Here is a 25,215-nt window from a genome sequence, read left to right as displayed (position 1 = left end):
TGCTATTTGCTGAGCATCCGCATCGCCCGTTCCAGCCCCTCGATGGTGATGGGGAACATGCGGTTGTTCATCAACTGGCGCATGATATTGACGGACTGGCGGTATTGCCACAAGCCTTCCGGTTCCGGATTGAGCCAGATGAACTTGGGGAACGCGGCGGTGAACCGCGCCACCCATTCGGCGCCCGCTTCCTCGTTGTTGTACTCGACGGAGCCGCCCGGCTGCAGGATTTCATAGGGGCTCATGGTGGCGTCGCCCACGAAAATCAGCTTGGTGTCCGGCGTGTACTTGCGCAGCACGTCCCAGGTGGAAAAGCGCTCCGCGTTGCGGCGGCGGTTGTTCTTCCACAGGTAATCGTAGACGCAGTTGTGGAAATAGAAGAACTCCATGTTCTTGAATTCCGTCTTCGCGGCCGAGAACAATTCTTCGGTGCGCTCGATGTGGTCATCCATCGTGCCGCCCACGTCCAGCAGCATCAGCACCTTGATATTGTTCTTGCGCTCGGGCTGCATCTTGATGTCGAGGAAGCCCGCGTTGTTCGCGGTGGCGCGGATGGTCTGGTCCAGCGCCAGTTCTTCCTCGTGTCCCTCGCGCGCGAATTTGCGCAGGCGGCGCAGCGCCACCTTGATGTTGCGTGTGCCCAGTTCGCGGTCGCCGTCGTAATCCTTGTAGGCGCGCTGTTCCCACACTTTGACGGCGGTGCGGTTGCCGCCCTTGCCGCCGATGCGCACGCCTTCCGGATTGGTGCCGCCATGGCCAAAGGGCGAAGTGCCGCCGGTGCCGATCCACTTGCTGCCGCCTTCGTGGCGCTCCTTCTGCTCTTTCAGCAGTTCGTTGAGGCGGTCCATCAGCTTGTCGTAGCCGAACTTTTCCAGCGCGGCGATCTGTTCCGGCGTCAGCTCGCGCTTCATGCGCTGCAGCAGCCAGTCCAGCGGGATGCCGGCATTGGCATCGAAGGCGCCGTTGACGCCCTTGAAGTATTGGGCAAAGGCGCGGTCGAACTTGTCGAAGTGGGCTTCATCCTTGACCAAGGTGAGGCGGGCCAGGTAATAGAAATCGTCCAGCGACGACTCAATGACGTTCTTTTCCATCGCTTCCAGCAAGGTCAGGAATTCCTTGATGGAGACGGGGATTTTCGCTTCCTTGAGCGTAAAGAAAAAATCGATCAGCATAATCAGCCTCGTTGCAACCGGTAGCGCAAATGGGCTTTGACTTCAGGCCATTCGCCGCGCGTGATGCTGTACATGACGGTGTCGCGCACGGTGCCGTCGCGGCGCAGCCCGTGGTGGCGCAGCACGCCATCCTTGTGCGCGCCGAGCCGCTCGATGGCGGCCTGCGACGTGTAATTGAAATTATCGGTACGGAAGCCCACCACCGCGCAGTCCAGCGTATCAAACGCGTGCGCCAGCAGCATCAGCTTGCACGACGTGTTGACGGAGGTGCGCTGGCGGCTGCGCGCGTACCACGTGTAGCCGATTTCAACCCGGCCGATCGCGGGAACGATATCGTGGTAGCTGGTGGTGCCGATCACCGTGTTGCTGAGCGCATCGATCACCGCGAACGCAAAGCGGAAAGGGCGCATGTCCAGCGCCGTCTGGATGTACGCGTCGGTTTCGTGCGGTTCCGGCACGGACGTGATGCGCAGCGTCCATAACTCGCCGTCCGCCGCGGCGGCGCGCAAGCCGTCCGCGTGCTGGGGACCCAGCGGTTCCAGGCGCACGCCGTTCAGTTCCAGCGTGATGTTTTCCACAACATTCATCAGCGGCTGTTCCGGTTCATGAACACCAGGCGCTCGAACAGGTGCACGTCCTGTTCATTTTTCAGCAGCGCGCCGTGCAGTGGCGGCACGATGGCTTTCTGGTCTTTGCTGCGCAAGGCTTCGGCCGGGATGTCTTCCGCCAGCAACAGTTTCAGCCAGTCGAGGAATTCCGACGTCGATGGTTTTTTCTTCAGGCCAGGCACGTCACGCACTTCATAGAAGGTTTGCAGCGCCTGCGCCAGCAATTCCTGCTTCAGGTTTGGATAGTGGACGTTGACGATGGCTTCCATCGTCTCCTTGTCCGGGAATTTGATGTAGTGGAAGAAGCAGCGGCGCAGGAACGCGTCCGGCAATTCCTTTTCATTGTTGGACGTGATGATGACCAGCGGACGGTGCTTGGCCTGCACCATTTCGCGCGTTTCATAGACATAGAATTCCATGCGGTCCAGCTCGCGCAGCAAGTCGTTGGGGAATTCAATGTCGGCCTTGTCGATTTCATCGATCAGCAAGACCACCGGTTCCGGCGCCGTGAAGGCTTGCCACAGCACGCCCTTGACGATGTAGTTGTGGATATCGCGCACGCGCTCGTCGCCCAGCTGCGAATCGCGCAGGCGGGACACGGCGTCATACTCATACAGGCCTTGCTGGGCCTTGGTGGTGGATTTGATGTGCCATTGCATCAGCGGCATGTCCAGCGCGGCGGCGACTTCCTCGGCGAGCATGGTTTTGCCGGTGCCGGGTTCGCCCTTGATCAGCAGCGGGCGCTGCAAAGTCAGTGCCGCATTGACGGCCAGTTTCAGGTCATTGGTGGCGACATAATTGTCGGAACCCTGGAAGCGCGGGGCGGCGTCTTTGTTCGGATGCATGTTCGACTGCTCTCGTAAGGGGAAATAATCCGACGAGTATATGTCAGAACGCTATACCACACTGCGTCCGGATGATGTGGACTGGCGGCATTTTATTAGGTTAGAATCGAGAATTGTTAGCGTAAAAGTCAACTTTTATGCTCAGGCAGTAGCAGTTTGCAGTGCCTTGCAGTGCTTTTATTTACTGACGTTAACCTAGTCCTCACTATGAAAAAAATCTACGCAGTTCTCGTGCTCGCGGGCCTCGCCAACGTGGCCGCAGCGGCCGACGTGGTAGGAGACCCTAAAGCTGCTCCAGCCAAGATCGAAATGTGTATTGGTTGCCACGCCATTCCCGGCTACAAAGCAACGTTCCCGGAAGTGTTCCAGGTACCGATGATTGGCGGCCAAACGGCGAAGTACATCGAGAACGCGTTGAAGGGCTACCAGAAAGGTGAACGCAAGCACCCATCGATGAAGGGTATCGCGGTCAGCCTGTCCGACCAGGACATCGCCGACATCGCTGCGTACTACTCGCAGCAAACCAAAACCGCGAAATGAGGCCACGTTCCATGAAAAAAATCATCATCGCCCTGTTCTGTTCCGTACTGCCATTCGCCGCGTCCGCCGGCGGCAATATCGAAAAAGGCAAAGCACTGGCCGAGAAAGCCAACTGCTTCGCTTGCCACGGCAAGGACTACAACACCCCGATCGACCCGAGCTATCCGAAGCTGGCCGGCCAGCACGCCGATTACCTGGCGCATGCGCTGACCGCCTACAAGCGCGGCGACAAGGGCAATGGCCGCGCCAACGCCATCATGGGCGGCCAGGTGCAAAGCCTGTCCGGCCAGGACATCAAGGATGTCGCGGCTTACCTGCATAGCCTGCCAGGTACGCTGGTCTTGAAGCGCTGATTCGCATCCCCGTGTTGCATAAAAAGCCCGCAATGAGCGGGCTTTTTTGCGTTTTAAGCCGGCCTTAATTCAGCTGTTTTCAGTGCCGGTGATAAGCTGGCCCCTCCTTATGGGGGAGACAATGAGTTATCAATTAAATATCAACGGCGCGGCCCACAAGGCCGACGTCGAGGACGATACGCCGCTGCTGTGGGTCTTGCGCGATACGCTGGGCCTGACCGGCACCAAATACGGTTGCGGCGCCGGCGCCTGTGGCGCCTGCACGGTGCACATCGACGGCAAGGTGGTGCGCAGTTGCGTGATGCCGGTCAGCGCCGTGGGCAAGGCGAAGGTGCGCACCATCGAAGCCCTGTCGCCCGAGCGCAAGCATGCGCTGCAGCAGGCCTGGATCGCGGAGCAGGTGCCGCAATGCGGCTACTGCCAGTCCGGCATGCTGATGGCGGCGGCCGCGCTGCTGAAAGCCACGCCGAAACCGACCGACGCGCAAATCGATGCGGCCATGACCAACCTGTGCCGCTGCGGCACCTATCCGCGCGTGCGCCGCGCCATCAAGCGCGCGGCCGGCATGAAGGTGGAGGATGCAGCATGAGCCGCCGCGATTTCCTGAAAACGCTGGCGGCGGGCGGGCTGCTGGTGACAGTGGGCCCGGGGGCGGCGATTGCCCAGACGGCCGCCGCCGCGTCCGATGCCGCCGCCGCCGCGCCGCCGCCGGGCTGGGTTCGCATTGCCCCGGACGGCGCGGTCACCATCCTGTCCAACACCAGTGAAATCGGCCAGGGCACCGGCACCGCGATCGCGCAAATGCTGGCCGATGAACTGGACCTGGACTGGAAAACCATCCGCATCGAGATGGCGCCGGTGGAAAAACAATACATCAACCCGGGCTGGGGCGAATACGCGACCTATGGCAGCGGCGGCGTGGCGCAACAGTACAAGCAACTGCGCAAGGCCGGCGCCCAAGCCCGCGCCATGCTGGTCTCCGCCGCGGCGGCGCAGTGGAAAGTGCCTGCCGCCGAATGCAATACGCAGGCCGGTTTCGTGACCCACGCGGCCAGCGGCCGCAAGCTCGCCTATGCCAGCCTGGTGCGGCAAGCCGCCGCGCAACCGGTGCCGGCCGACCCGCCATTGATGCCGAAAGAGCGCTGGCGCCACATGGGCAAGGATGTGGCCCGCCTCGATTTGCCGGCCAAGACCGATGGCAGCGCGATCTTCGGCATCGACGTGAAACTGCCCGGCATGCTGCATGCGGCGATCCTGCAATGCCCGCACTTCGGCGGCAAACTGAAGGCGGTGGATGCGCAGCCGGCGCTGGCGCGGCGCGGCGTGAAGCACGTCGTGAAGTTGCCGGATGCGGTGGCCGTGGTGGCCGACAGTTACTGGCGCGCGCAGCAGGCGTTGAATGCCTTGAAGCCGGAATGGGACTTGTCCGGTGCCAGCAAACAGACCAGCGCCGCGTACATGGCGCAGTTGCGCGACGCCGTGCAACAAGACGGCGAGCTGGTGGTGTCCCCCACCAGAAAGGCCGAACAGGTGCAGGGGGAATACAACCTTGCCGCCGCCAAAGGCAGCGCCACGCTGGACCGCACCTATGCCGTGCCGCTGCTGGCGCATGCAACCATGGAGCCGATGAACGGCACCGCCCACATCCATGGCGGCAAGGCGCAACTGTGGCTGCCGACGCAGGCGCAGCAGACTGCGCAGGACGCGGTTGCGAAGGCGCTGGGCATGGCGCCGGAAGCGGTCACGATTCATACCACCCTCAGTGGCGGCGGCTTCGGGCGTCGCATCGAAGCGGATTTCGCGGTGCAGGCCGCGCTGGTGGCGAAGGTGGCGGGCGTGCCCGTCAAGCTGCTGTGGAGCCGCGAGGAAGACATGCGCCACGGCTATCACCGGCCCGCCGTGGTGCAGCGCCTGCGCGCGCATACCGATGCCGCCGGTGCGCTGACGGCGATCCGGGTCGACTGGGCGTGCGATTCGATTTTCAATTATTCCCGCTTCGGCGCGGACAAGGAAGCGACCAAGCCGTTCGACCGCAGCGCGATCGGCATGCCGCTGACGCGCTACTACACCATCCCCGCATGGCTGGGGCGGGTGACCACCATCGAGGCCGGAGTGCCACTGGGGTACTGGCGTTCGGTGGCGTCCTCGCAAAACGTGTTCGCGTCCGAATCGTTCATCGACGAACTGGCATTGCTGGCGCAGGCCGATCCCTTCGATTACCGCCGCAAGATGATGAAGCCGGACGCGCGCGGGTTGCGCGTGCTCGATACGCTGGAGGCGCAATCCGGCTGGCGTACACCCGCGCCGGCGGGGCGCAAGCGCGGCATGGCGTTTACCCACGCCAATGGCAGCCACATCGGGCAAGTGGTGGAACTGTCCGTTGATAAAGAGGCGAGGGTCAAGCTGCATCGCGTGACCACCGTCATCGATTGCGGCACGGCGGTCAATCCGCGCAATGTGCGCGGGCAGGTCGAGGGCGGCAATATCTTTGCGCTGACGGCGGCGTTTTACGGGGAAATCACGGTGAAGGAGGGCGCCGTGGAACAGTCGAACTTCACGGATTACCGTTTGCTGTCACTGGCGGAAACCCCGGCCATGCAGGTGACGCTGGTCGACAGCAGTGAAGCGCCGGGCGGTGTGGGGGAGGAAGCGGTGGGGCCGCTGGCACCGGCCGTCGCCAATGCGCTGTTTGCCGCGACCGGTAAGCGGGTCTTGGAATTGCCGCTGTCGAAAGCGGGATTCCGTCTGGCCTGATAAAACCGCAAGCGCCGCCGCATCACAGGCGGCGCTTGACCGCTTCCACGTAAGCATCGCCATCGAGCGGCAGCCCGCTGCGCTGCGCATTCCAGATCATCTCGCCCAAACAATCCATGATCTGGTGCTGCGCTTCGTGCGCGGAATCGAGTTTCAGGGTCAGCGCGGTGGCGGCCGCGCGGATGCCGGGCGGCTGGTCGATGGAAATCTGTTCATCGATCGACAAGTGCATCGACAGGTGCAGGAACGGGTTGGTCTGGCCGGTGTCGACGGAAAAATCGCGCGCCAAAGCAGACTCCACGTCGGCCAGCACGTCATGGTATTCGGGGTGGTGGCGGATCCAGTCGGACGCCATGGTTTCCAGCGGCGTCAGGATTTCGTTGGCGCGCTGCTTGCGGAACACGTCGCAAAAGAAGCGGCGTACGTCGCTTTGGGAAGGGTTGAACATAAGCTTGCACAATACAGACAATCCGCCATTGTACCTGTTCCGGCCGGCGGCCCGGCGGCACACTATCCCTCCGCCATCATGAAAAACGGACGCCGAAGCGTCCGTTTCAGGCAATTCACTCCTTGCCGGGTATAACGATTTGTGGCGTGACGGCCAGTACTTCTCCGGTGGCGACGACCAGTTCCGGCGCGGCCGCGTCAGAGCCCGGTGGGGCCGCCGTCGCGGCAGCATTGGCGGCGGTGGCTTTATTGGCAGTGTTGCCATTATTGCCATTGTTGCCATTTGCCCCCCGCGCATGTGGCTGGCGCAGGTAGCGTGACGTGTGGTGACGGTGCCGTTCGCCATGCGGTGGCCACGTCAGGAAGCGGGACAATTCCTGCAAGGCCCGCTGGTACACATCGCGCTTGAACTCGATCACCACATCGAGTGGAACCCAGTATTCATGCCAGCGCCAGGCGTCGAACTCGGGGTGGTCCGTCAGTCGCAGGTTGACGTCGTTGTCGCGCGCACACATGCGCAACAAAAACCAGATCTGTTTCTGGCCACGGTAATGGCCACGGATTTCCCGCTTGATAAAGTGATCTGGCACCTCGTAGCGCAGCCAGTCGCGGGTCCGTCCGATGATCTTGACGTGTTCTGCTCGTAATCCTATTTCTTCTTCCAGCTCCCGGTACATTGCCTGTTCAGGCGTTTCTCCATACTTGATCCCACCTTGCGGAAATTGCCACGAGTGCTCGCGCACCCGTTTGCCCCACCACACCTCGTTATGGGCGTTAAGCAGGATGATGCCGACGTTGGGCCGAAACCCTTCACGGTCGAGCATAGTGCACCTCAAACTTTCTGCTGCCGCGCGCCCTTCTTATATTTTTGCCCACAAACCTGCGCGCCGACACCGCCGCCGTGGTACGGCAACGGCCGGCAAGCCATCCAATGAACGCATTTGTATAAAGTTTGGACGCATCAGCCAGCTAATCCTTTAAAATTAGGTTGATTATAACTCTCTCTTTTTGAAAAAGAATTCAACGTATGCGCGCCTCACGATTTTTTATTTCAACTCTCAAAGAAGCTCCGTCCGATGCTGAAATCGTCAGCCACAAACTGATGATGCGTGCGGGCATGATCAAGCGCCTCGGTTCGGGTATCTACACCTACATGCCGATGGGCCTGAAAGTGATTCGCAAGGTCGAAGCCATCATCCGCGAAGAGATGAACAAATCCGGCGCCATCGAGTTGCTGATGCCGTTGGTGCAGCCGGCCGAGCTGTGGCAGGAAACCGGCCGCTGGGACAAGATGGGCCCGGAATTGATGCGCGTGAAAGACCGCCATGGCCGCGAGTTCGCGATCCAGCCAACGTCGGAAGAAGTCATCACCGATGTTGTTCGCTCGGAAATTAAATCCTACAAGCAGCTTCCGTTGAATTTTTACCACATTCAGACGAAATTCCGCGACGAACGCCGTCCCCGTTTCGGCTTGATGCGTGGCCGCGAATTCACCATGAAGGATGCGTATTCGTTCGACCGCGACCTGGAAGGCATGCAAAAGTCTTACCAGATCATGTTTGACGCCTACACCAAGATCTTCACCCGCTTTGGCCTGAAGTTCCGCGCCGTGGCGGCCGACAATGGCGCCATCGGCGGCACCGGTTCGCATGAATTCCACGTGATCGCCTCCACCGGCGAAGATGCGCTGGTGTATTGCCCAACCTCGGATTTCGCGGCCAACATGGAAGCGGCGGAAGCCGTGGCCACCGGCACGCGCGCCGCGGCGTCCGGCGCGCTGGTCAAAACCTCGACCCCGAAAGCGCAAAAGTGCGAAGATGTGGCCAAGCTGCTGGGCATCGACCTGAAAAACACGCTGAAAACCATCGCGCTGACGGTGGAAGGCGAAGACGGCAAGAAGCAGTACTTCATGCTGCTGCTGCGCGGCGACCATGAACTCAACGAAATCAAGGTCGGCAAGGTCGCGGGCCTGGCCAACCACCGTTTCTCGACCGAAGCGGAAATCCTGGAAGTCTACGGCTGCGTGCCGGGCTACCTGGGCCCGATCGGGACCAAGGCGCCTGTGACGGTGGTGGCCGACCGCACCGTGGCGCTGATGTCGGACTTCGTGACCGGCGCCAATGAAGCGGATTACCACTACACCGGCGCCAACTGGGGCCGTGACATTGCCGAGCCGGCGATCGTCGCCGACTTGCGCAACGTGGTGGAAGGCGACGCCTCGCCGGACGGCAAAGGCGTGCTGGCGATCGAGCGCGGCATCGAAGTGGGTCACGTGTTCCAGCTGGGCACCGCGTATTCGCAATCGATGAACGCGACCTACCTGGACGAGCAAGGCAAAGCAGCGCCGCTGCAAATGGGTTGCTACGGTATCGGCGTGACCCGTATCCTGGGCGCCGCGATCGAACAGAACTTCGACGACAAGGGCATCATCTGGCCAACCTCGCTGGCGCCGTTTGAACTGGTGCTGTGCCCGATGGGTTATGACCGCAGCGAGATGGTCAAGGAAGAGACCGATAAACTGTATGCGGCGGCCGAAGCGGCCGGCATCGACGTCATCGTCGATGACCGTGGCCTGCGTCCGGGCGCGATGTTCGCGGACTGGGAATTGATTGGCGTGCCGCACCGCGTCGTGATTGGCGAGCGCGGCCTGAAGGAAGGCAACCTGGAATACCAGGGCCGCCGCGATACCGAAGCGACCGCCGTGCCGGTGGCCGACATCATCAACTTCATCAAAGGCAAAGTACAGCCGTGAACAGGCGACACCACCAGCGGCCAGGCGCCGACCGGCGCCAACTCCGGGCGCTTCCCAAGCGCTGGTGGTACAGCTTGGCCCTGATGACCGGGATCCTGGCGGCGCCGTACGGCTTTGCCGGCAACCAGCAGGAAGAAGCGCTGGCCGACTCGGTGCGGCTGGCGCTGTCCAACGCCATCCTTGATGCGCGCCCGCCGAAACCCGCCTTTGCCAATGTGTCGGACCGGCAGCGCTACGAGACCTGGTTCGCGGATTTGTCCGGACGCCTGCAGCGTAAGCTGCCGGACGACCAGGTGCGCACGGAATTCCTGGAAACCCTGTGGTACGAGACCAAGCGGGCCGGGCTCGATCCCGGCCTGGTGCTGGGACTGATCCAGGTGGAATCGGCGTACCGCAAGTACGCGGTGTCGGTGGTGGGGGCGCGCGGCTATATGCAGGTGATGCCGTTCTGGACCAACGTGATCGGCGACGCCGACCGCCGCAAGCTGTTCAACATGCAGACCAATTTGCGCTATGGCTGCGCCATCCTGCGCATGTACATCGACATGGAAAAGGGTAATCTGTTCCTGGCGCTGGGCCGCTATAACGGTTCGCGCGGCAAGCCGGAGTACCCGAATGCGGTGCTGGCGGCGTGGAACAAGTGGAAGCACAGTTCCGGCGCGGGCGTCACCTTGGCCGCGTCACCCTGACCGGCTCTCCAAAAAGTTAAAAGCCCCGGGCCTTGCGGCATCGGGGCTTTTGGCGTGCGTTGCGCAACGCGCAGCGATCAGCTCAGGTGGTCGGAGATCAGTTTGGTCATCTCGAACATCGACACTTGGGCTTTGCCGCCGAAGACGGCTTTCAGCTTGTCGTCCGCATTGATCATGCGGCGGTTTGCCGCGTCTTGCAGGTTGTGCTTCTTGATGTATTCCCAGACTTTCTTGGTGACTTCCGTGCGTGGCAGCGGGTTGGCGCCGACCACTGGAGCCAGCGTTGCCGATGGCTTCATTTCTTTCATGAAGGCTGCGTTAGGCTTGCGTGCCGGCGCCGCTGCTTTGGCTGCAGGCTTTGCTGCGGGTGCCGCTTTTTTGGCTGCAGGCTTGGCCGCCGCCGCTTTCTTTGCTGGTGCTGCTGGGGTTTTCTTGGCTGTTGCCATCTTCGAGCCTCCTTAACGAACACTGTCACTGTAATAGTTGCGCAATTCAATCGCACGGCTAATATTGGCGGGGGTTTGCTCAGTATGCAAGTGTTTTTCGTGTTTTTTCACGGAAACGATACGGAAAGGGCTTTCACTGTGGAATCCGTGCATTCACCGGCGTTACAGGCCATCGCTGCACATTTCAGTGGCGTGGCAACGGGAAATTGTGTAGTTTGCCAATTTCATAACTTTGACGGGGTGCTTCATGAATCGAATGCTGTCCGTTGCCGCGCTGTCCATGTCGGCCGCGCTGCCGGCCGTTGCCGCAGGGCCTGGCGGATTGAAGGATGCGTTGTCCGGCGAGCGGCTGGGCTTGCTGCCTGCCGGGCACTTCCGCGTCGCCACCGGCCATTGCACCGATTGTCCGACGCTGAAGCAAGGCTTGTGGTACTTCCGTGACCAGACGCTGGCGGTGCCGCTGGGTGCGCAGGCGCTGTCGTCGCATGCCGCCACCGGCGACATCATGCGCGATGTGCGCGACTGGGCCTCCACCGGCCAGACCGGTGCGCTGGCGTATCCGGGTCTGGTCTGGCTGGCCGCGCCCCATATCCTCGACGATGCCGCCATCCTGCCCGCAGGCGGTGTGCTGCGCAGCGCCGACGGCGGACAAACCGGTTTTCATTTGACGCCGAAAATCGCCAGCAACCGCTCGTTCTGGGATGGCAAGACCACGGCGTTCTTTGCGCAGCGTCCGGTGCGCATGCGGGGCGCCTATGTGGAACAGCAGCAAGCCTTTGTCGCGCGTACGGTGTGGCCCAAGGACTTCACCATCGATGGCGCGAAACTTGCGGCGCAGCCGCTGGCGCCGGGTGAAACGCTGCGCTCGCTGGTGCAGGCCGACGGCGGCGGCGCCGCCAGCCCGTACGCCACGCGCCTGCTGTGGGAGCGTACGCCGGGACAGGCGCGGCAATGGCAGGACAAGGCCGCCATCGGCATCATGCTCAATGGCGCCCAGGGCGATGACGATGAAGCCTTCGGCGGCCACTTCGCCATCGCCACCGGCCAGCTGGGCCGGCGTGGCGAGTGGTCGGACTGGATCGTCAACAATTTCTACAACCTCGATTCGTTCAGTGAAAAGGGCACCATTGCCGCGCCGGTGACGATGGATAACTACCTGATGGATGTGAACAGCGGCCAGAGTTACTACCGGCCGTCGTACATGCTGGTGGCGGTACTGAAGCATCCCCGGACGGCGGTGGCTTACCAGGGCGGGGTGCAGCGCGTGTTCAACCATTTTTACCGGCATGATTTTCATTACCGCCACGCGCAATCCAATTGCGCCGGCATCAGTGTCGATGTGTTCAAGGCGCTGGGCTGGAACTTGCCGGAGCGCGGGCCCACCAGCCAGTTGAAAGCCGTGGGCGCGTATGCCTACCTGGCCGCCAGGGACCTGAGCCTGGAGAGTGGCCGCAAGATTTATGACTACCTGACCGAAGAGCAGGTGCGGCTGTATCCGGCGGTCGCGTTTGAAGCGCTGGGTGAGGATTTGCTGCAACTGGTGGGGGCGCGTGCCGGCATGGCCCGTTCCTTGAGCGGCTTTGAAAAACAGTTGCAAAGCGATGTCGAGGCGCTGGTGCTGGTGCGCATACCGCAAATCCCGTCCAGCCGTGTGATGGGATCGAACCCGGTGTTTTCGTTCGATGAATTCATGCAGCGCACGCCGCCGGACCAGGCCGACTGGAAAATCGTGCCGGTCGGTGCGCGGCCGTTCCCGGACGACTTGCGCGATCCGGCCGTGACGCCGGTGGCGGCGCCGGCGCTGGTGCCGTGGCCGGTGGCGGTGATCGTGGGGGCTGTGATTGGCATGGCGGGGTGGCTGCATCGGCGCCGGCGTGTGGCACGTACTGCGGCCGCAGCTTGATGTAGGGCGGTTTTCGCCGCAGGCGAAAGCCGCCATGCATGCGAGCCGGTGCGGCATATGCTGGTGGCGGCGCAGGCATGGCGGCTTTGCCTTTGGCAAAACCGCCCTACGGAACAATGCCCCGGAGCGGCCGCAAACAAAACGGCCCGGCGGCTTACGCGGCCGGGCCGTTTTCATGAGGGTCGGCACAGGTGCCGGGCCTTCAGGCCGGGCGCCTCATCTCAGGCTATGCTTAACGCATGCCCGGCATCATGCCCTTCATGGCGCGCATCATTTTCATCATGCCGCCGCCGGACAGTTTCTTCATCATGGTTTGCATTTGCTCGAACTGGTTCAGCATGCGGTTCACTTCCTGCACCTGCACGCCGGCGCCGGCCGCGATGCGGCGCTTGCGGGTGGCTTTGATCAGTTCCGGCTTGGCGCGTTCGGCCTTCGTCATCGAATCGATGATGCCGACCATGCGGCGCACCTGCTTGTCGGCCTGGTCCATGTTGGCGCCGCCGGCCGCTTGCTGGAATTGCGCCGGCAGTTTGTCCACCAGGCTGGCCATGCCGCCCATTTTCTTCATCTGGCCCAGCTGCGCCTTGAAGTCGTTCATGTCGAATTTGCCGCCCGACTTGACCTTGGCAGCCAGGTCGGCCGCGGCTTTTGAATCGACGCCTTTGCGCGCTTCTTCCACCAGCGCCATGATGTCGCCCATGCCCAGCACGCGGCTGGCCATGCGGGCCGGGTCGAACGGTTCCAGACCGTCCAGTTTTTCCGACACGCCGGCAAACTTGATCGGCTTGCCCGTCACGTGGCGCACCGACAGCGCCGCACCGCCGCGCGAGTCGCCATCGAGCTTGGTCAGCACGATACCGGTCAGCGGCAGCGCATCGTTGAACGCCTTGGCGGTGTTGATGGCATCCTGGCCCAGCATCGCGTCGACCACGAACAGGGTTTCAATCGGCTTGATCGCGCCGTGCACAGCGGCGATCTCTTTCATCATTTCTTCATCGATGCCAAGGCGGCCGGCAGTGTCGACGATCAGCACGTCGTGGTAATGCTTTTTCGCCCAGTCCAGCGCGGCCAGGGCGATATCGACCGGCTTGTCTTGCGGTGTGGACGGGAAAAAGTCCGCGCCGACCTGGCCGGACACGGTTTTCAGCTGGGCGATCGCGGCGGGACGGTAAACGTCGGCCGATACCGTCAGCACTTTCTTTTTCTTTTCTTCCTTGAGGTACTTGGCCAGCTTGCCGACGGTGGTGGTTTTACCCACACCTTGCAAACCCGCCATCAGGATGATGGCCGGCGGTTGCTGGGCAAAGCTCAGTTGGGTCGCTTCCGGGCCCAGGTCGGCGCCCATCAGCGCCGCCATTTCGCGCTGCACCACACCGACCAGGGCCTGGCCCGGCGTCAGCGAGGACAGCACTTCTTCGCCCATGGCCTTTTCCTTGACCTTGGCAATGAATTCCCGCACGGCCGGCAAGGCGACGTCCGCCTCCAGCAGCGCCATGCGCACTTCGCGCAACATTTCCGCCGTGTTGGCTTCGGTCAGGCGCGCCTCGCCGCGCATGGTCTTGACGACCTTGGCAAGCCGTTGAGTCAGATTGTCTAGCATTGTCTATATATAGAGGGTGCAAAATCCCGTCATTTTACCTGAATCCCTCTGTGCCGCCTTTCCCATGTTTGTGACGGCGGTAGCCGATGTTTTTTTGATTTTCTTGCTTTATATCTATTAGTGCTTGGTATGATCTGTTCACAATCTGATTCGGCTGGTTGACTATTCCTTGGAGACATAAAGCAATGACGAAGACAGTATTTGTAAAAACCCTGCTGGCGGCGGCCCTGGTGCTGGCCGGTTCTGCCCAGGCACAGGATGTGGTCCGCCTCGGCAACCTGAAATTCGCCCACTATGGCGCGGTGTCGTACATCAAGGAAATCGCCCCCAAGTGCGGTATCAAGGTCGAAGAGCACATGTTCGCCAAGGGGCTGGACGTGATGCAGGCCATCATTGCCGGCGAACTCGATGTCGGCACCACCGCGTCGGAAGCGGCGATTTCCGGCCGCGCGGGCGGCGCGCCGATCGTTGTCGTGGCGGGCTTTGCCAAGGGCGGTGCGCGGCTGGTGGGACGCGCCGACTTGAAAATGAAATCGTTGAAAGATTTAAAAGGCAAGAAAGTCGGCGTGACACGCGGCGGGATTCAGGAAGTGCTGTTGCTGGCGGAATTGCAGCAGGCCGGCCTGACCGCGTCCGACCAGCCAGGCAAGGATGTGCAACTGGTGTTCCTCGCCTATGCGGACTTAAACCAGGCGCTGCTGGGCAAGAACATCGACGCCATGATGCAGTCGGAGCCGCAATCGTCGCAAGCCATCAACAAGGGCTTTGGCACGGAAATGCTGAAACCGTATGACACGCCGATCGGCGAGCCGATCCGGACCATGGTGATGACGGAGAAATTCTATAAAGAGAAGCGGCCGGTGGCGGAGAAGTTCATGCGCTGCTTTGTCGAAGCCACCAAGACCTTTATCGACCAGCCGGCGACAGCGGAAAAGTATGTGCGCGACGTGGTCTTCAAAGGCCAGATCACCAGCGACGATTTCCAGGATGCCATCAGCAATTCGCCTTATTCCTATGACATCACGCCGGAACACATCCAGGTCACCACGGACGTCATGGTGAAAACCGGCGTCGGCCGCATGGCGCGTCCGCCGGTGGCGAAAGAGTGGGTCAAGACTGACATGCTCGATGCCGCCAAGAAAAGCCTGGGTGTCAAATAAGGAGCGTTGATGGCGAAGTCGCGTAATCCGTCGCGGAGTACCTGGAAGGAAGCGGGCATCGGCATGGTGGTCCCGGCCGTTGCCATCGCCATCTGGCAAGTGGTGGCGATGAATGGCTGGGTCAACCCGCAAGTGTTGCCGGCGCCGCTGGCGGTGGTGGAGAAATGGATTGCCTACCTGTTGCCGCTGCAGCCCTATGACGCGGGGCAGGGCGGCTGGCTGGCCTGGGCCGTCTCGGGCGAGTTGATCCACGACGCGCTGGGCAGCATGTACCGCGTCGGCGTCGGCTTTGCGATCGGCGCCGGGCTGGCGCTGCCGCTGGGCTTGCTGATGGGGGCCAGCCCCCGCGTGTATGCGTGGATGAACCCGCTGGTGCAATTGCTGCGGCCGATTCCACCCATCGCCTACATCCCGCTGTCGATCCTGTGGTTCGGGCTGGGCAATCCGCCGGCCGTGTTCCTGATTTCACTGGGGGCGTTTTTCCCAGTGCTGATGAACACCATCGCGGGGGTACGCCAGGTCGACGGCATCTATATTAGAGCGGCCCGCAACCTGGGCGCTTCCGGCACCACCCTGTTCCTGCGCGTGATGCTGCCGGCCGCCGTGCCGTATATCCTGTCGGGCGTACGGATCGGCATCGGCACCGCCTTCATCGTGGTGATCGTGTCGGAAATGATTGCCGTGAACAATGGCCTGGGCTTCCGGATCCTGGAAGCGCGCGAATACTTTTGGTCGGACAAGATCATTGCCGGCATGATCACGATTGGTTTGCTGGGGTTGGCCATCGACGTGGCCATGAACCGCTTGAACAATTACCTGCTGCGCTGGCACCGGGGACTGGAACACTGATGAGCACTACCGGCAACCCTCATATCCGTATCGACCACGTCAGCAAAATCTTCCAGACCGCGGAGCGCGACGTGGTGGCGCTGCAAGACATCCACCTGGACATCCCGCGCGGCCAGTTCGTGTGCTTGCTGGGGCCGTCCGGCTGCGGCAAGTCCACCTTGCTGAACGCCATCGCCGGCTTCGCGCTGCCCACCAGCGGCGAGATTGTCGCCGACGGCAACGTGGTGCTGGAACCGGGACCGGAGCGTGGCATGGTGTTCCAGGAATATGCGCTGTTCCCGTGGATGACGGTGGAAGACAATGTCGCGTTCGGCCTGGAAATCAAGGGCATGGCGAAAGCGGAGATCGCCGCCACCGTGGAACGCCTGCTGCACATGCTGTCGCTGCATGATTTCCGCCACCGCTACCCGAAGGATTTATCGGGCGGCATGCGCCAGCGGGTGGCGATCGCCCGCGTGCTGGCGCTTGATTCCCCGGTCATGCTGATGGATGAGCCGTTTGGCGCGCTCGATGCGCTGACACGGCGCAACCTGCAGGATGAGTTGCTGCGGATCTGGGCGGAATTGAAAAAGACCATCATTTTTGTCACGCACAGCATCGAGGAAGCGATTTACCTGGCCGACCGCATTGTCGTGATGACGTACCGCCCCGGCACGGTCAAACGCGATTTACTGGTGGAGCTGGCGCGCCCGCGCGACCCGGCCGATCCGGCCTTCAATGACCTCAAGCGCGAGCTGGGCATGCTGGTGATGGAAGAGCAGCAACGCCACCACAACGATGAATTGCGCATGGCCGCTGTCGACTGAGCCCGCACCTGCACGGGCAGGCGATGGTAAACTAAACCCTTATGCAAACCATTTTCCTGATTGCAGCCACGTTGCTGTATGTTGTCTGCGCTTTCCTGCCATCGCGGCAGGCCACGGCGATCTCCACCGCGACCGCCGTGGCCTGGCTGCTGCACGGCGCCAGCCTGTGGCTGGCGGTGCTGACGCCGGGTTTCCTGCGCATTGGCTTTGCCACCATGCTGTCGTCCGCGCTGTGGATTTCCGTCGGCGCGTACTGGCTGGAAAACCGTAATTTTTCACTCGATGGCTTGCGCCGCCTGGTCATGCCGGCCGCCGCGGTGGCGGTCGCGCTGCAGGGATTGTTCCCCGGCGCGCTGGTGCCGCTGGGGACGGCCATGCTGGGCTGGCATATCGCGGTGGCCACCCTGGCCTACAGCACGCTGACGATTGCCGCGTTTCACGCGGTGCTGATGGCGCTGCAGGAATCGCGGCTGCATACGCGCAACGAGGGCGGCGGCTTCCTGTCGTCCGCGCTGGACCAGTTGCCGGCGTTGCTGACGATGGAAAAGCTGTTGTTCCGCATGATCACCCTGGGGTTCGTGCTGCTGTCGCTGACGGTGCTGTCGGGCATCGTGTTTTCGGAAGAATTGTTTGGCAAGGCGCTCAAGTGGGATCATAAATCCGTGTTCACCCTGCTGTCGTGGATCTTGTTTGCCGCCTTGCTGGCGGGCCGCCATTTCCGTGGCTGGCGCGGCAAGACCGCGCTGAGTTTTACGCTGGCGGGGTTCGCCACCTTGCTGCTGGCGTATGTTGGCAGCCGTTTTGTGCTGGAAGTCGTGTTGCATAGAGGAGTCGTCTGATGTCGCGTTTGTTGTTCTGGATTGCATTGGCTGTGCTGGTGGTGGCGGCTATCCGCAGCAAGCTGCGGCAGGCGGCCAAGCGCCACCAGCAACCGCCGGAGCCGGTCCAGCCGCCGCCTGGCCGCGCGCAAGGGGCGGCCACCCAGGCGGCGCGGGCCCGCGCCGAAGCGGTGGCCAATGCCGAGACCATGCTGTGCTGCGCCCACTGTGGCGTGTATTTCCCCGCTTCCGACAATGTGCCGGCGGCCGGCCGTGATTACTGCAGCGCCGCGCATGCCCAGTTGGCGCCCCTGTAAATCCCCCACGTGGTGGCGCGCTTGCACTTCCTGATCAGCCACGCCAGCGCCTCGCGCGCCACCTTCTGGCGCTCGCTCGATGCGCTCAATGGCACGCGGGTGGTGATTGCCATCGTCCTGTTGATTTACCAGAGCCTCGACGCGCGCAGCATGCCGCTGCTGGTCGGGCATTCGGTCTACCTGCAGGCGTGCCTGTCGTATTTGCTGCTGGCGGTGGCGTTCGTCCTGATTACCACCTATGTGCGCAAGCGCTTCCTGCTGCAGTTGCTGACGCAGATCGCCTGCGACCTGTCGATTATTTCCCTCTTATATATAGGCGCGGGCGGCTTGCGCAGCGGACTGGCGATCTTGTACCTGTTCCCGCTGGCCGGCATGGCGATCCTGGCGCCCCTGATGCTGGCGCTGTTTTCCGCATCGCTGGTGGCGTTGTTCATGCTGGGCGCCAGCCTGTGGCAAGTGTGGACGGAGGGGGAACCGACGCTGCTGCAATCGGGCCTGTTTGGTGCGGCGTTCCTGTCGATGGTGGTGGTGGTCAACCGGATGGCGGCCAAACTGATCGGCCAGGAAGAGCTGGCGGTGCAGCGCGGCGTGGAAATCGGTGTGCAGCAGGCCGTCAACCGGCTGGTCATGTCGCACATGAGCGACGGCATCGTGGTGGTGGGAGGGCGGGGCGAAGTCTATGCGGGCAATCCCGCCGCCCAGCAAATGCTGGGACTGGCCGGGCTGGGACTGGCCGCGCGGCTGGCCGATACGCCGTCGCTGCAGCCGATTGCCCAGGCGTATGATGAATGGCATGCCGACCGCAGCATGGCCACCGCGTTTGTCACCATCAAGCCCTATACCGATCCCGCGCTGCAGGAAGTCACCGCGGCCTGGAGCGCGCGGCGCGACATGGTGTCGCATTTGAAAGTGCGCTTTGCGGCGGTCGATACGGAAGGGCTGGGCGTGGAGCGCAGCGTGATTTTCCTGCAAGACGTGACGGGCATTGAAAACCAGGCGCAGGAATTGAAACTGGCGTCGATGGGCCGGCTGACCGCCAGTATTGCCCATGAAGTGCGCAACCCGCTGTCGGCCATCGGCCATGCGACGTCGCTGCTGTCGGAGGATTTGACGGCGCCGGTGCATGTGCGCCTGCTGAAGATCGTGGGCGACAACGTGGCGCGCGTGAACCGCATGGTCGAAGACATCCTGCAACTGTCGCGCAAGGTCCAGCCGCACTGCGAACCGCTGGCGCTGGACAACTTCCTGGCCGAGCTGGTGGCGGAATTCGAAGAAACCCATGGCCTGGCGCCGGACATCGTCGATTTGCAGCATGCACCGAAAGCCGTGGTGCGCTTCGATCCGCTGCACTTGCGCGAAGTGGTGCTGAATTTGCTGAACAATGCGGTGCGCTATGCCAGCGCGGGACCGGCCAGCATCCGGCTGTTCGTCGTGACGAACAGCATGCGGCGCATGGAATTGCATGTACAGGATGATGGTCCCGGCATTTCGCCGGAAGTGCGGGCCCACCTGTTCGAACCGTTTTACACCACGTCCAGCAAGGGCACGGGGCTGGGCCTGTATCTGGCGCGCGAATTGTGCTTGAATAACGAAGCCATGCTGGACTATGAATACCGCTTCGGTTCCGAGCACCATGCCGACGGCAGCCGCAAGTCCAGCGGCCGCTTCGTCATCACGTTTGCCGGCGCCACGCCCAAACCTTAAAGGCCCGCCATGAATACTTCCCGCAGTTCTCCCCGCGTCCTGGTCGTCGATGACGAGGCCGACCTGCGTGAGCTGCTGGAAATTACACTGCTGAAAATGGGCCTGGACGTGGACAGCGCGGAAAACCTGGCGCAGGCCAGGGCGCTGCTGGCGCAGCATGAATTCGCGCTGGTGCTGACCGACATGCGGCTGCCGGACGGGCTGGGCCTGGAACTGGTGCGCGAGGTGTCGGCGGCATTCCGCAATACGCCGATTGCCGTGGTGACGGCCTATGGCAGCACCGACAATGCCGTGGTGGCGCTGAAGGCGGGCGCGTTTGACTACATCAGCAAGCCGGTGGCGCTGGACCAGTTGCGGCTGATGGTGCAGTCGGCGCTGCGCCTGAATGCGCCGCCGTCGGAAACACAGGCGGCGCCGGCCGCGCCGAGCCGCTTGCGCGGCGAGTCGGCCGTGATCCAGGCGCTGCGCGCGCAGATTGCGCGGCTGGCCCGCTCGATGGCGCCGATTGCCATCACGGGGGAATCCGGCAGCGGCAAGGAATTGGCGGCGCGCGAAGTGCATGCGCTGGGCGCGCGTTCCGGCAAGCCGTTCATTGCCGTGAATTGCGGCGCGATCCCCGAAGCGTTGATGGAAGCGGAATTTTTTGGTTACCGCAAAGGCGCCTTCACCGGCGCCAGCGATGAGCGGGACGGCTTTTTCCAGGCGGCCAATGGCGGCACCCTGATGCTGGACGAAGTGGCGGATTTGCCATTGGCGATGCAAGTCAAGCTGTTGCGCGCGATCCAGGAGCGGCGCGTGCGCAAGATTGGCGCCACGGTGGAAGAACCGGTCGATGTGCGCATTATCAGCGCCACCCATAAAAACCTGGAAAAGCTGGTGGACGAGGGGCATTTCCGGCAAGACTTGTTTTATCGCCTGAATGTGATTGAACTGGCGCTGCCGCCGCTGCGCGACCGGCTCGATGATTTACCGGTGTTGACCGACGCGATATTGGAACGGCTCGGCACGTTTGAGCAAAAAGTGCGGCTGGGGACCGGCGTGCTGGAATCCTTGCGGGCTTATTCCTTCCCCGGCAATGTGCGGGAATTGGAAAATATCCTGGAGCGGGCGCTGGCCTTTGCCAACGATGGCGTGATTGAAGTGCGTGACCTGGCATTAAAAGGCGCGCGCCTGGCCGATGCTCCACCCGGTTATGTGCCACCGCCGGTGGAATTGGAAGACACGGCATCGCCGGCATGGGCCAAAGCGCCGGAAGCGGCGGCCGCCGCTATTAGCTCGGCTTATGAGGCGGGCCATGCCATTAATAGTGCTAATAATAAGCCGCATCTTATTAATAGTGCCAATGCTATTGATGTCAATAATGCCATTAATGGCACCACCGCGATTCCAGCCATGGCGCCGAATATGCCGCCATTGCCGGTGCTCGACATATTGCCCAGCAACTTGCCGGAATATCTGGCGATGGTGGAGCGGGAAATCATCCAGCGCGCGCTGGCGCAGACCCAATATAACCGCACGCAGGCGGCCAGCCTGCTGGGCATCAGTTTCCGCCAATTGCGTTACCAGATGCAGAAATTGAATATCCAGGAACCGGATTCGTGACGTACTTCGTTGATGCGGATGGCTGGTGCGGCGGCGCGTTCCGCTACGACTCGCCCCATTACAATGCGCGCCCGGCGGACGCCGCGATTGATTTACTGGTGGTGCATAACATCAGCCTGCCCGCCGGCCGGTTTGGCGGCCCCCACGTGTCGGACCTGTTTACCGGCCGGGTAGACTATAATGCTGACCCGTCGCTGGCGGACTTGCGCGGCGTGGCAGTGTCGGCGCACTTCTTTGTGCGGCGCGACGGGCGGCTGGTGCAATATGTTTCTTGCAACGACCGTGCCTGGCATGCGGGACTCTCGCAATTCCAGGGACGCGCCAATTGCAATGACTTTTCCATCGGTGTCGAGATGGAGGGAACTGACAATGTTGCGTTTACGTCAGTCCAGTATGAAGTGCTGGCGCAACTGGCCCAGGCATTGCAGAATCGCTACCCGTTGCGTTGGATTACCGGCCATGAGCACGTGGCGCCGGACCGCAAGACGGACCCCGGACCGTGCTTTGATTGGTCCCGGATCGATGCCTTGCTGAAACAACAGGCAACGGGAAATGCTGCGTTAGTGCTTGCTCACCGGGTAACGCCTGCGGTTTAGGGCGTCCCCAAATGTCAACAGAAAAATCGGCAATCGGCAGAAATATAGCGCTTGCCGCGCCCGGGCGCCGTCACTACAATTAGTGCCATAAGTTGTGCATCGCACTAGATTTAGTGCAAAGAATTGTCGATTACTTAAAGCTGGCTTTAGAGCATCGACAGAAAATACCCACAAGATGACGCTCCGCCAGCTGAAACTTTAGTCTGGCCGCTTCATCTTGTCCGTTAGAAACACGCGATCAGCGGCCATGCAGTTTTATTCAGGAGCTTCAATGCAATCAATCCACTCTTCTGACATTTCCGTTCAGCCGGCAGCGCCGGCAGGCGCCCTGGGCGATTACCGCATCATTCGGCGCAATGGCGCCGTGGTGGCCTTCGAGCCCTCGAAAATCGCCGTCGCCGTGACTAAGGCTTTCCTGGCGGTCCAGGGCGGCCAGAGTGCGGCATCGGCCAGCGTGCGTGAAATCGTCGAAGAGTTGACCAGCAACGTGGTGACTGCCCTGGTGCGCCGCCAGCCATCGGGCGGCACGTTCCATATCGAAGACGTGCAAGACCAGGTGGAGCTGGCGCTGATGCGTTCCGGCCAGCATGACGTGGCCCGCGCCTACGTGCTGTACCGCGCCAAGCACATGGAAGAACGCCGTCTGAAGAAAGAAGCCGCTGGCGCCACCGCCATTGACGAGCCACAACTGCACGTGACGGAAAACGGCGAGCGCCGTCCGCTGGTGATGCAGGAAGTGCGCGACCTGATCAACGCCGCCTGCTCGGGCCTGGAAAAGCACGTCGATGCCGACGCCATCCTGGGCGAGACCGTCAAAAACCTGTACGACGGCGTGCCGGTCGAAGAACTGCACAAGTCCGCCATCCTGGCTGCCCGCGCGCTGATGGAAAAAGACCCGGCCTACTCGCAAGTGACGGCCCGCATCCTGCTGCACACCATCCGCAAGGAAGTGTTCGGCAAGGAAGTCCCGCAAGCCAAAGCCGCTGCCGAGTACATCGACTACTTCCCGAAATACATCGCCAAGGGCATCGAAGCGGAACTGCTGGATGTGAAACTGGCGGAATTCGACCTGGCCAAGCTGGCCAAGGCCCTGGTGGCCGACCGCGACCTGCAGTTCGGCTACATCGGCCTGCAAACCCTGTACGACCGCTACTTCCTGCACGTACGCGATATCCGTATTGAAATGCCGCAAGCGTTTTACATGCGTGTCGCAATGGGCCTGGCGCTGAATGAAGCCAACCGCGAAGCGCGCGCCATCGAGTTCTACAACCTGCTGTCGACCTTCGACTTCATGTCGTCGACCCCGACCTTGTTCAACTCGGGCACCCTGCGTTCGCAACTGTCGTCGTGCTACCTGACCACCGTGTCGGACGACCTGGAAGGCATCTACGACGCCATCAAGGAAAACGCACTGCTGGCCAAGTTTGCCGGCGGCCTGGGCAACGACTGGACCCCGGTGCGCGCACTGGGCGCCCACATCAAGGGCACCAACGGCAAATCGCAGGGCGTGGTGCCGTTCCTGAAAGTGGTCAACGACACCGCCGTGGCGGTCAACCAGGGCGGCAAGCGCAAGGGCGCGGTCTGCGCCTACCTGGAAACCTGGCACATGGACATTGAAGAGTTCCTGGACCTGCGTAAAAACACCGGCGACGACCGCCGCCGTACCCATGACATGAACACCGCGAACTGGATTCCCGACCTGTTCATGAAGCGCGTGATGGAGAAAGGCGCATGGACGCTGTTCTCGCCGTCCGAAACGCCGGACCTGCACGACAAGGTCGGCAAGGCTTTCGAAGAAGCGTATACCGGCTACGAGGCGCGTGCCGCCGCCGGCGAAATCCGCGTCTTCAAGAAAATCGAGGCGCTGGACCTGTGGCGCAAGATGCTGTCGATGCTGTTTGAAACCGGCCACCCATGGATCACGTTCAAAGACCCATGCAACATCCGTTCGCCACAGTCGCACGTGGGCGTGGTCCACAGCTCGAACCTGTGCACGGAAATCACGCTGAACACCGGTCCGGACGAAATCGCCGTCTGCAACCTGGGTTCCGTCAACCTGCCTGCCCACATGAAAGAGGGCAAGCTGGACCACGTGAAACTGCAAAAAACCATCCGCACCGCGATGCGCATGCTCGATAACGTGATCGACATCAACTATTACGCTGTCGAAAAAGCCCGCAACGCCAATATGCGCCACCGTCCGGTCGGCATGGGCATCATGGGCTTCCAGGACTGCCTGCACATGATGCGCGTGCCGTTCTCGTCGAACGAAGCGGTGCAGTTCGCCGATACGTCGATGGAAGCGGTGTGCTACTACGCCTACCTGTCGTCGACCGAGCTGGCCGAAGAGCGTGGCCAGTACGCATCGTACAAGGGTTCGCTGTGGGACCGTGGCATCCTGCCGCAGGATTCGATCAAGCTGCTGGCCGAAGAGCGCGGCGGCTACCTGGAGCAGGATCAGTCCGAATCGATGGACTGGTCGGTGGTGCGCAACCGTATCAAGCAGTTCGGCATGCGTAACTCGAACTGCGTGGCGATTGCCCCGACCGCGACGATTTCCAACATTATCGGCGTGTCGGCCTGTATCGAACCGACCTTCCAGAACCTGTATGTGAAGTCGAACCTGTCCGGTGAATTTACCGAGATCAACTCCTACCTGGTGCGCGACCTGAAGGCGCGCGACCTGTGGGACGAAGTGATGATCGCCGACCTGAAATACTTCGACGGCTCGCTGACCAAGATCGACCGCGTGCCGCAAGACCTGCGCGACATCTACGCCACCGCGTTCGAAGTGTCGCCAACCTGGCTGGTGGAAGCCGCATCGCGCCGCCAGAAGTGGATCGACCAGGCGCAATCGCTGAACATTTACATGGCCGGCGCATCAGGCAAGAAACTGGACGAGACCTACAAGCTGGCCTGGCTGCGTGGCCTGAAAACCACGTACTACCTGCGTACCATCGCCGCCTCGCACATGGAGAAATCCACTTCCAAGACCGGCGCGCTGAACGCCGTGGCAGTGGACACCAGCGTGGCCGCCGCTGCCGCCCCGGCCGTGCCGGCCAGCACCGGTGACGTGGCCGACGGCGCCGCCTGCTACCTGCGCCCTGGCGACGACGGCTTCGAGGAATGCGAAGCCTGCCAATAAGCTGGCGCGAAGTTGCTAATTTATTGCCAGTATTGAATTAATCAGACCGCGCCCAAGGGCGCGGTCTTCTGTCTAAATCGATAAGCCGGGTGCCGGGCCTTTAGGCCAG

The 25,215-nt window shown here is 61.8% G+C and carries 23 protein-coding genes; 16 read left to right on the top strand and 7 right to left on the bottom strand.

Translation table 11 applies throughout. From position 1 onward, the window contains the following. Nucleotides 1-2: 2 nt before the first annotated feature. Genes AC1RRC_RS13860 through AC1RRC_RS13850 form a run of 3 tightly spaced genes read right to left on the bottom strand, consistent with a single transcriptional unit; the run spans nucleotide 3 to nucleotide 2,625 of the window. On the bottom strand, nucleotides 3-1,172 hold the full coding sequence (locus AC1RRC_RS13860) for a vWA domain-containing protein (RefSeq protein ID WP_493056068.1): 1,170 nt from the start codon (nucleotides 1,170-1,172) through the stop codon (nucleotides 3-5). Between the two features lie 2 nt (nucleotides 1,173-1,174). Beyond that, nucleotides 1,175-1,759 (bottom strand): GNAT family N-acetyltransferase, encoded by a 585-nt coding sequence (locus AC1RRC_RS13855; RefSeq protein WP_493056067.1) that lies wholly within the window; start codon nucleotides 1,757-1,759, stop codon nucleotides 1,175-1,177. Continuing rightward, entirely contained in the window at nucleotides 1,759-2,625 is an 867-nt protein-coding gene (locus AC1RRC_RS13850) for an AAA family ATPase (protein ID WP_493056066.1), read from the bottom strand. The genes AC1RRC_RS13855 and AC1RRC_RS13850 overlap by 1 nt, the downstream gene beginning before the upstream one ends. Before the next feature lie 207 nt (nucleotides 2,626-2,832). On the opposite strand from AC1RRC_RS13850, the gene AC1RRC_RS13845 reads away from it, so the two are divergent. From AC1RRC_RS13845 to AC1RRC_RS13830, 4 genes are all read left to right on the top strand, one after another. After that, nucleotides 2,833-3,165 (top strand): c-type cytochrome, encoded by a 333-nt coding sequence (locus AC1RRC_RS13845; RefSeq protein ID WP_493056065.1) that lies wholly within the window; start codon nucleotides 2,833-2,835, stop codon nucleotides 3,163-3,165. A gap of 11 nt (nucleotides 3,166-3,176) precedes the next feature. Then, nucleotides 3,177-3,518, top strand: a complete 342-nt coding sequence (locus tag AC1RRC_RS13840; protein WP_493056064.1) for a c-type cytochrome — start codon at nucleotides 3,177-3,179, stop codon at nucleotides 3,516-3,518. 121 nt (nucleotides 3,519-3,639) lie between these two features. After that, a complete protein-coding gene (locus tag AC1RRC_RS13835) occupies nucleotides 3,640-4,107 on the top strand; it encodes a (2Fe-2S)-binding protein (RefSeq protein ID WP_493056063.1) in 468 nt (155 codons plus the stop codon). Next, on the top strand, nucleotides 4,104-6,272 hold the full coding sequence (locus AC1RRC_RS13830; protein ID WP_493056062.1) for a xanthine dehydrogenase family protein molybdopterin-binding subunit: 2,169 nt from the start codon (nucleotides 4,104-4,106) through the stop codon (nucleotides 6,270-6,272). The genes AC1RRC_RS13835 and AC1RRC_RS13830 overlap by 4 nt, the downstream gene beginning before the upstream one ends. Before the next feature lie 22 nt (nucleotides 6,273-6,294). Here the strand turns inward: AC1RRC_RS13830 and AC1RRC_RS13825 are convergent, their stop codons facing one another. Together AC1RRC_RS13825 and AC1RRC_RS13820 are read right to left on the bottom strand one after the other, a co-directional pair. Further along, on the bottom strand, nucleotides 6,295-6,720 hold the full coding sequence (locus AC1RRC_RS13825; protein ID WP_493056061.1) for a DUF1841 family protein: 426 nt from the start codon (nucleotides 6,718-6,720) through the stop codon (nucleotides 6,295-6,297). Nucleotides 6,721-6,835: 115 nt separating this feature from the next. Further along, nucleotides 6,836-7,543, bottom strand: a complete 708-nt coding sequence (locus AC1RRC_RS13820) for an RNA pyrophosphohydrolase (RefSeq protein WP_493056060.1) — start codon at nucleotides 7,541-7,543, stop codon at nucleotides 6,836-6,838. Between the two features lie 203 nt (nucleotides 7,544-7,746). Between AC1RRC_RS13820 and AC1RRC_RS13815 the strand changes: the two genes are divergently transcribed. Both AC1RRC_RS13815 and AC1RRC_RS13810 read left to right on the top strand, forming a co-directional pair. Continuing rightward, nucleotides 7,747-9,471 carry a proline--tRNA ligase gene (locus AC1RRC_RS13815; protein WP_493056059.1) on the top strand — a complete coding sequence of 575 codons (1,725 nt, stop codon included), beginning with the start codon at nucleotides 7,747-7,749 and terminating at the stop codon, nucleotides 9,469-9,471. A gap of 83 nt (nucleotides 9,472-9,554) precedes the next feature. Then, complete coding sequence (locus AC1RRC_RS13810; RefSeq protein WP_493056507.1) at nucleotides 9,555-10,160, top strand: lytic transglycosylase domain-containing protein; 606 nt, start codon at nucleotides 9,555-9,557, stop codon at nucleotides 10,158-10,160. Nucleotides 10,161-10,237: 77 nt separating this feature from the next. On the opposite strand, the gene AC1RRC_RS13805 is transcribed toward AC1RRC_RS13810, so the two are convergent. Beyond that, nucleotides 10,238-10,606: an SWIB/MDM2 domain-containing protein gene (locus tag AC1RRC_RS13805; RefSeq protein WP_493056058.1), complete on the bottom strand. Its 369-nt coding sequence runs from the start codon at nucleotides 10,604-10,606 to the stop codon at nucleotides 10,238-10,240. Between the two features lie 247 nt (nucleotides 10,607-10,853). On the opposite strand from AC1RRC_RS13805, the gene AC1RRC_RS13800 reads away from it, so the two are divergent. Next, on the top strand, nucleotides 10,854-12,509 hold the full coding sequence (locus tag AC1RRC_RS13800) for a hypothetical protein (protein ID WP_493056057.1): 1,656 nt from the start codon (nucleotides 10,854-10,856) through the stop codon (nucleotides 12,507-12,509). 232 nt (nucleotides 12,510-12,741) lie between these two features. Here AC1RRC_RS13800 and ffh read toward each other — a convergent pair whose 3' ends face one another. Next, a complete protein-coding gene (ffh, locus tag AC1RRC_RS13795) occupies nucleotides 12,742-14,109 on the bottom strand; it encodes a signal recognition particle protein (RefSeq protein ID WP_493056056.1) in 1,368 nt (455 codons plus the stop codon). 185 nt (nucleotides 14,110-14,294) lie between these two features. Between ffh and AC1RRC_RS13790 the strand changes: the two genes are divergently transcribed. From AC1RRC_RS13790 to AC1RRC_RS13750, 9 genes are all read left to right on the top strand, one after another. Then, entirely contained in the window at nucleotides 14,295-15,269 is a 975-nt protein-coding gene (locus AC1RRC_RS13790; protein ID WP_493056055.1) for an ABC transporter substrate-binding protein, read from the top strand. 9 nt (nucleotides 15,270-15,278) lie between these two features. Further along, nucleotides 15,279-16,118: an ABC transporter permease gene (locus AC1RRC_RS13785; protein WP_493056054.1), complete on the top strand. Its 840-nt coding sequence runs from the start codon at nucleotides 15,279-15,281 to the stop codon at nucleotides 16,116-16,118. After that, on the top strand, nucleotides 16,118-16,924 hold the full coding sequence (locus AC1RRC_RS13780; protein ID WP_493056053.1) for an ABC transporter ATP-binding protein: 807 nt from the start codon (nucleotides 16,118-16,120) through the stop codon (nucleotides 16,922-16,924). The genes AC1RRC_RS13785 and AC1RRC_RS13780 overlap by 1 nt, the downstream gene beginning before the upstream one ends. 41 nt (nucleotides 16,925-16,965) lie before the next feature. Next, nucleotides 16,966-17,763, top strand: coding sequence for a cytochrome C assembly family protein (locus AC1RRC_RS13775; protein WP_493056052.1), 798 nt, complete (start codon nucleotides 16,966-16,968; stop codon nucleotides 17,761-17,763). Continuing rightward, complete coding sequence (locus tag AC1RRC_RS13770) at nucleotides 17,763-18,059, top strand: PP0621 family protein (protein WP_493056051.1); 297 nt, start codon at nucleotides 17,763-17,765, stop codon at nucleotides 18,057-18,059. The genes AC1RRC_RS13775 and AC1RRC_RS13770 overlap by 1 nt, the downstream gene beginning before the upstream one ends. A 21-nt stretch (nucleotides 18,060-18,080) precedes the next feature. Further along, on the top strand, nucleotides 18,081-19,763 hold the full coding sequence (locus AC1RRC_RS13765; RefSeq protein WP_493056050.1) for a sensor histidine kinase: 1,683 nt from the start codon (nucleotides 18,081-18,083) through the stop codon (nucleotides 19,761-19,763). Nucleotides 19,764-19,772: 9 nt separating this feature from the next. Next, nucleotides 19,773-21,365 carry a sigma-54-dependent transcriptional regulator gene (locus AC1RRC_RS13760; RefSeq protein WP_493056047.1) on the top strand — a complete coding sequence of 531 codons (1,593 nt, stop codon included), beginning with the start codon at nucleotides 19,773-19,775 and terminating at the stop codon, nucleotides 21,363-21,365. Beyond that, nucleotides 21,362-21,961 carry a 1,6-anhydro-N-acetylmuramyl-L-alanine amidase AmpD gene (ampD, locus tag AC1RRC_RS13755; protein WP_493056045.1) on the top strand — a complete coding sequence of 200 codons (600 nt, stop codon included), beginning with the start codon at nucleotides 21,362-21,364 and terminating at the stop codon, nucleotides 21,959-21,961. The genes AC1RRC_RS13760 and ampD overlap by 4 nt, the downstream gene beginning before the upstream one ends. Before the next feature lie 271 nt (nucleotides 21,962-22,232). Then, nucleotides 22,233-25,106 carry a ribonucleoside-diphosphate reductase subunit alpha gene (locus AC1RRC_RS13750; RefSeq protein WP_493056043.1) on the top strand — a complete coding sequence of 958 codons (2,874 nt, stop codon included), beginning with the start codon at nucleotides 22,233-22,235 and terminating at the stop codon, nucleotides 25,104-25,106. The last annotated feature ends 109 nt before the right edge of the window (nucleotides 25,107-25,215 follow it).

Source organism: Pseudoduganella sp. GW821-FHT12E03 (assembly GCF_058807115.1).
The sequence above is the reverse complement of the archived record's forward strand: the minus strand, read 5'-3'. Positions and strand labels throughout refer to the sequence as shown.

Bases quoted from the DNA above. Each gene is read 5' to 3' on its own strand.
- AC1RRC_RS13770 (WP_493056051.1), top strand. From the start codon at position 17,763: ATGTCGCGTTTGTTGTTCTGGATTGCATTGGCTGTGCTGGTGGTGGCG.
- AC1RRC_RS13820 (WP_493056060.1), bottom strand. From the start codon at position 7,543: ATGCTCGACCGTGAAGGGTTTCGGCCCAACGTCGGCATCATCCTGCTT.
- AC1RRC_RS13845 (WP_493056065.1), top strand. From the start codon at position 2,833: ATGAAAAAAATCTACGCAGTTCTCGTGCTCGCGGGCCTCGCCAACGTG.
- AC1RRC_RS13855 (WP_493056067.1), bottom strand. From the start codon at position 1,759: ATGAATGTTGTGGAAAACATCACGCTGGAACTGAACGGCGTGCGCCTG.
- ffh (WP_493056056.1), bottom strand. From the start codon at position 14,109: ATGCTAGACAATCTGACTCAACGGCTTGCCAAGGTCGTCAAGACCATG.
- AC1RRC_RS13800 (WP_493056057.1), top strand. From the start codon at position 10,854: ATGAATCGAATGCTGTCCGTTGCCGCGCTGTCCATGTCGGCCGCGCTG.
- AC1RRC_RS13785 (WP_493056054.1), top strand. From the start codon at position 15,279: ATGGCGAAGTCGCGTAATCCGTCGCGGAGTACCTGGAAGGAAGCGGGC.
- AC1RRC_RS13750 (WP_493056043.1), top strand. From the start codon at position 22,233: ATGCAATCAATCCACTCTTCTGACATTTCCGTTCAGCCGGCAGCGCCG.
- AC1RRC_RS13835 (WP_493056063.1), top strand. From the start codon at position 3,640: ATGAGTTATCAATTAAATATCAACGGCGCGGCCCACAAGGCCGACGTC.
- AC1RRC_RS13850 (WP_493056066.1), bottom strand. From the start codon at position 2,625: ATGCATCCGAACAAAGACGCCGCCCCGCGCTTCCAGGGTTCCGACAAT.
- AC1RRC_RS13775 (WP_493056052.1), top strand. From the start codon at position 16,966: ATGCAAACCATTTTCCTGATTGCAGCCACGTTGCTGTATGTTGTCTGC.
- AC1RRC_RS13815 (WP_493056059.1), top strand. From the start codon at position 7,747: ATGCGCGCCTCACGATTTTTTATTTCAACTCTCAAAGAAGCTCCGTCC.
- AC1RRC_RS13860 (WP_493056068.1), bottom strand. From the start codon at position 1,172: ATGCTGATCGATTTTTTCTTTACGCTCAAGGAAGCGAAAATCCCCGTC.
- AC1RRC_RS13790 (WP_493056055.1), top strand. From the start codon at position 14,295: ATGACGAAGACAGTATTTGTAAAAACCCTGCTGGCGGCGGCCCTGGTG.
- AC1RRC_RS13805 (WP_493056058.1), bottom strand. From the start codon at position 10,606: ATGGCAACAGCCAAGAAAACCCCAGCAGCACCAGCAAAGAAAGCGGCG.
- AC1RRC_RS13810 (WP_493056507.1), top strand. From the start codon at position 9,555: ATGACCGGGATCCTGGCGGCGCCGTACGGCTTTGCCGGCAACCAGCAG.
- AC1RRC_RS13780 (WP_493056053.1), top strand. From the start codon at position 16,118: ATGAGCACTACCGGCAACCCTCATATCCGTATCGACCACGTCAGCAAA.
- AC1RRC_RS13760 (WP_493056047.1), top strand. From the start codon at position 19,773: ATGAATACTTCCCGCAGTTCTCCCCGCGTCCTGGTCGTCGATGACGAG.
- AC1RRC_RS13825 (WP_493056061.1), bottom strand. From the start codon at position 6,720: ATGTTCAACCCTTCCCAAAGCGACGTACGCCGCTTCTTTTGCGACGTG.
- AC1RRC_RS13830 (WP_493056062.1), top strand. From the start codon at position 4,104: ATGAGCCGCCGCGATTTCCTGAAAACGCTGGCGGCGGGCGGGCTGCTG.
- AC1RRC_RS13840 (WP_493056064.1), top strand. From the start codon at position 3,177: ATGAAAAAAATCATCATCGCCCTGTTCTGTTCCGTACTGCCATTCGCC.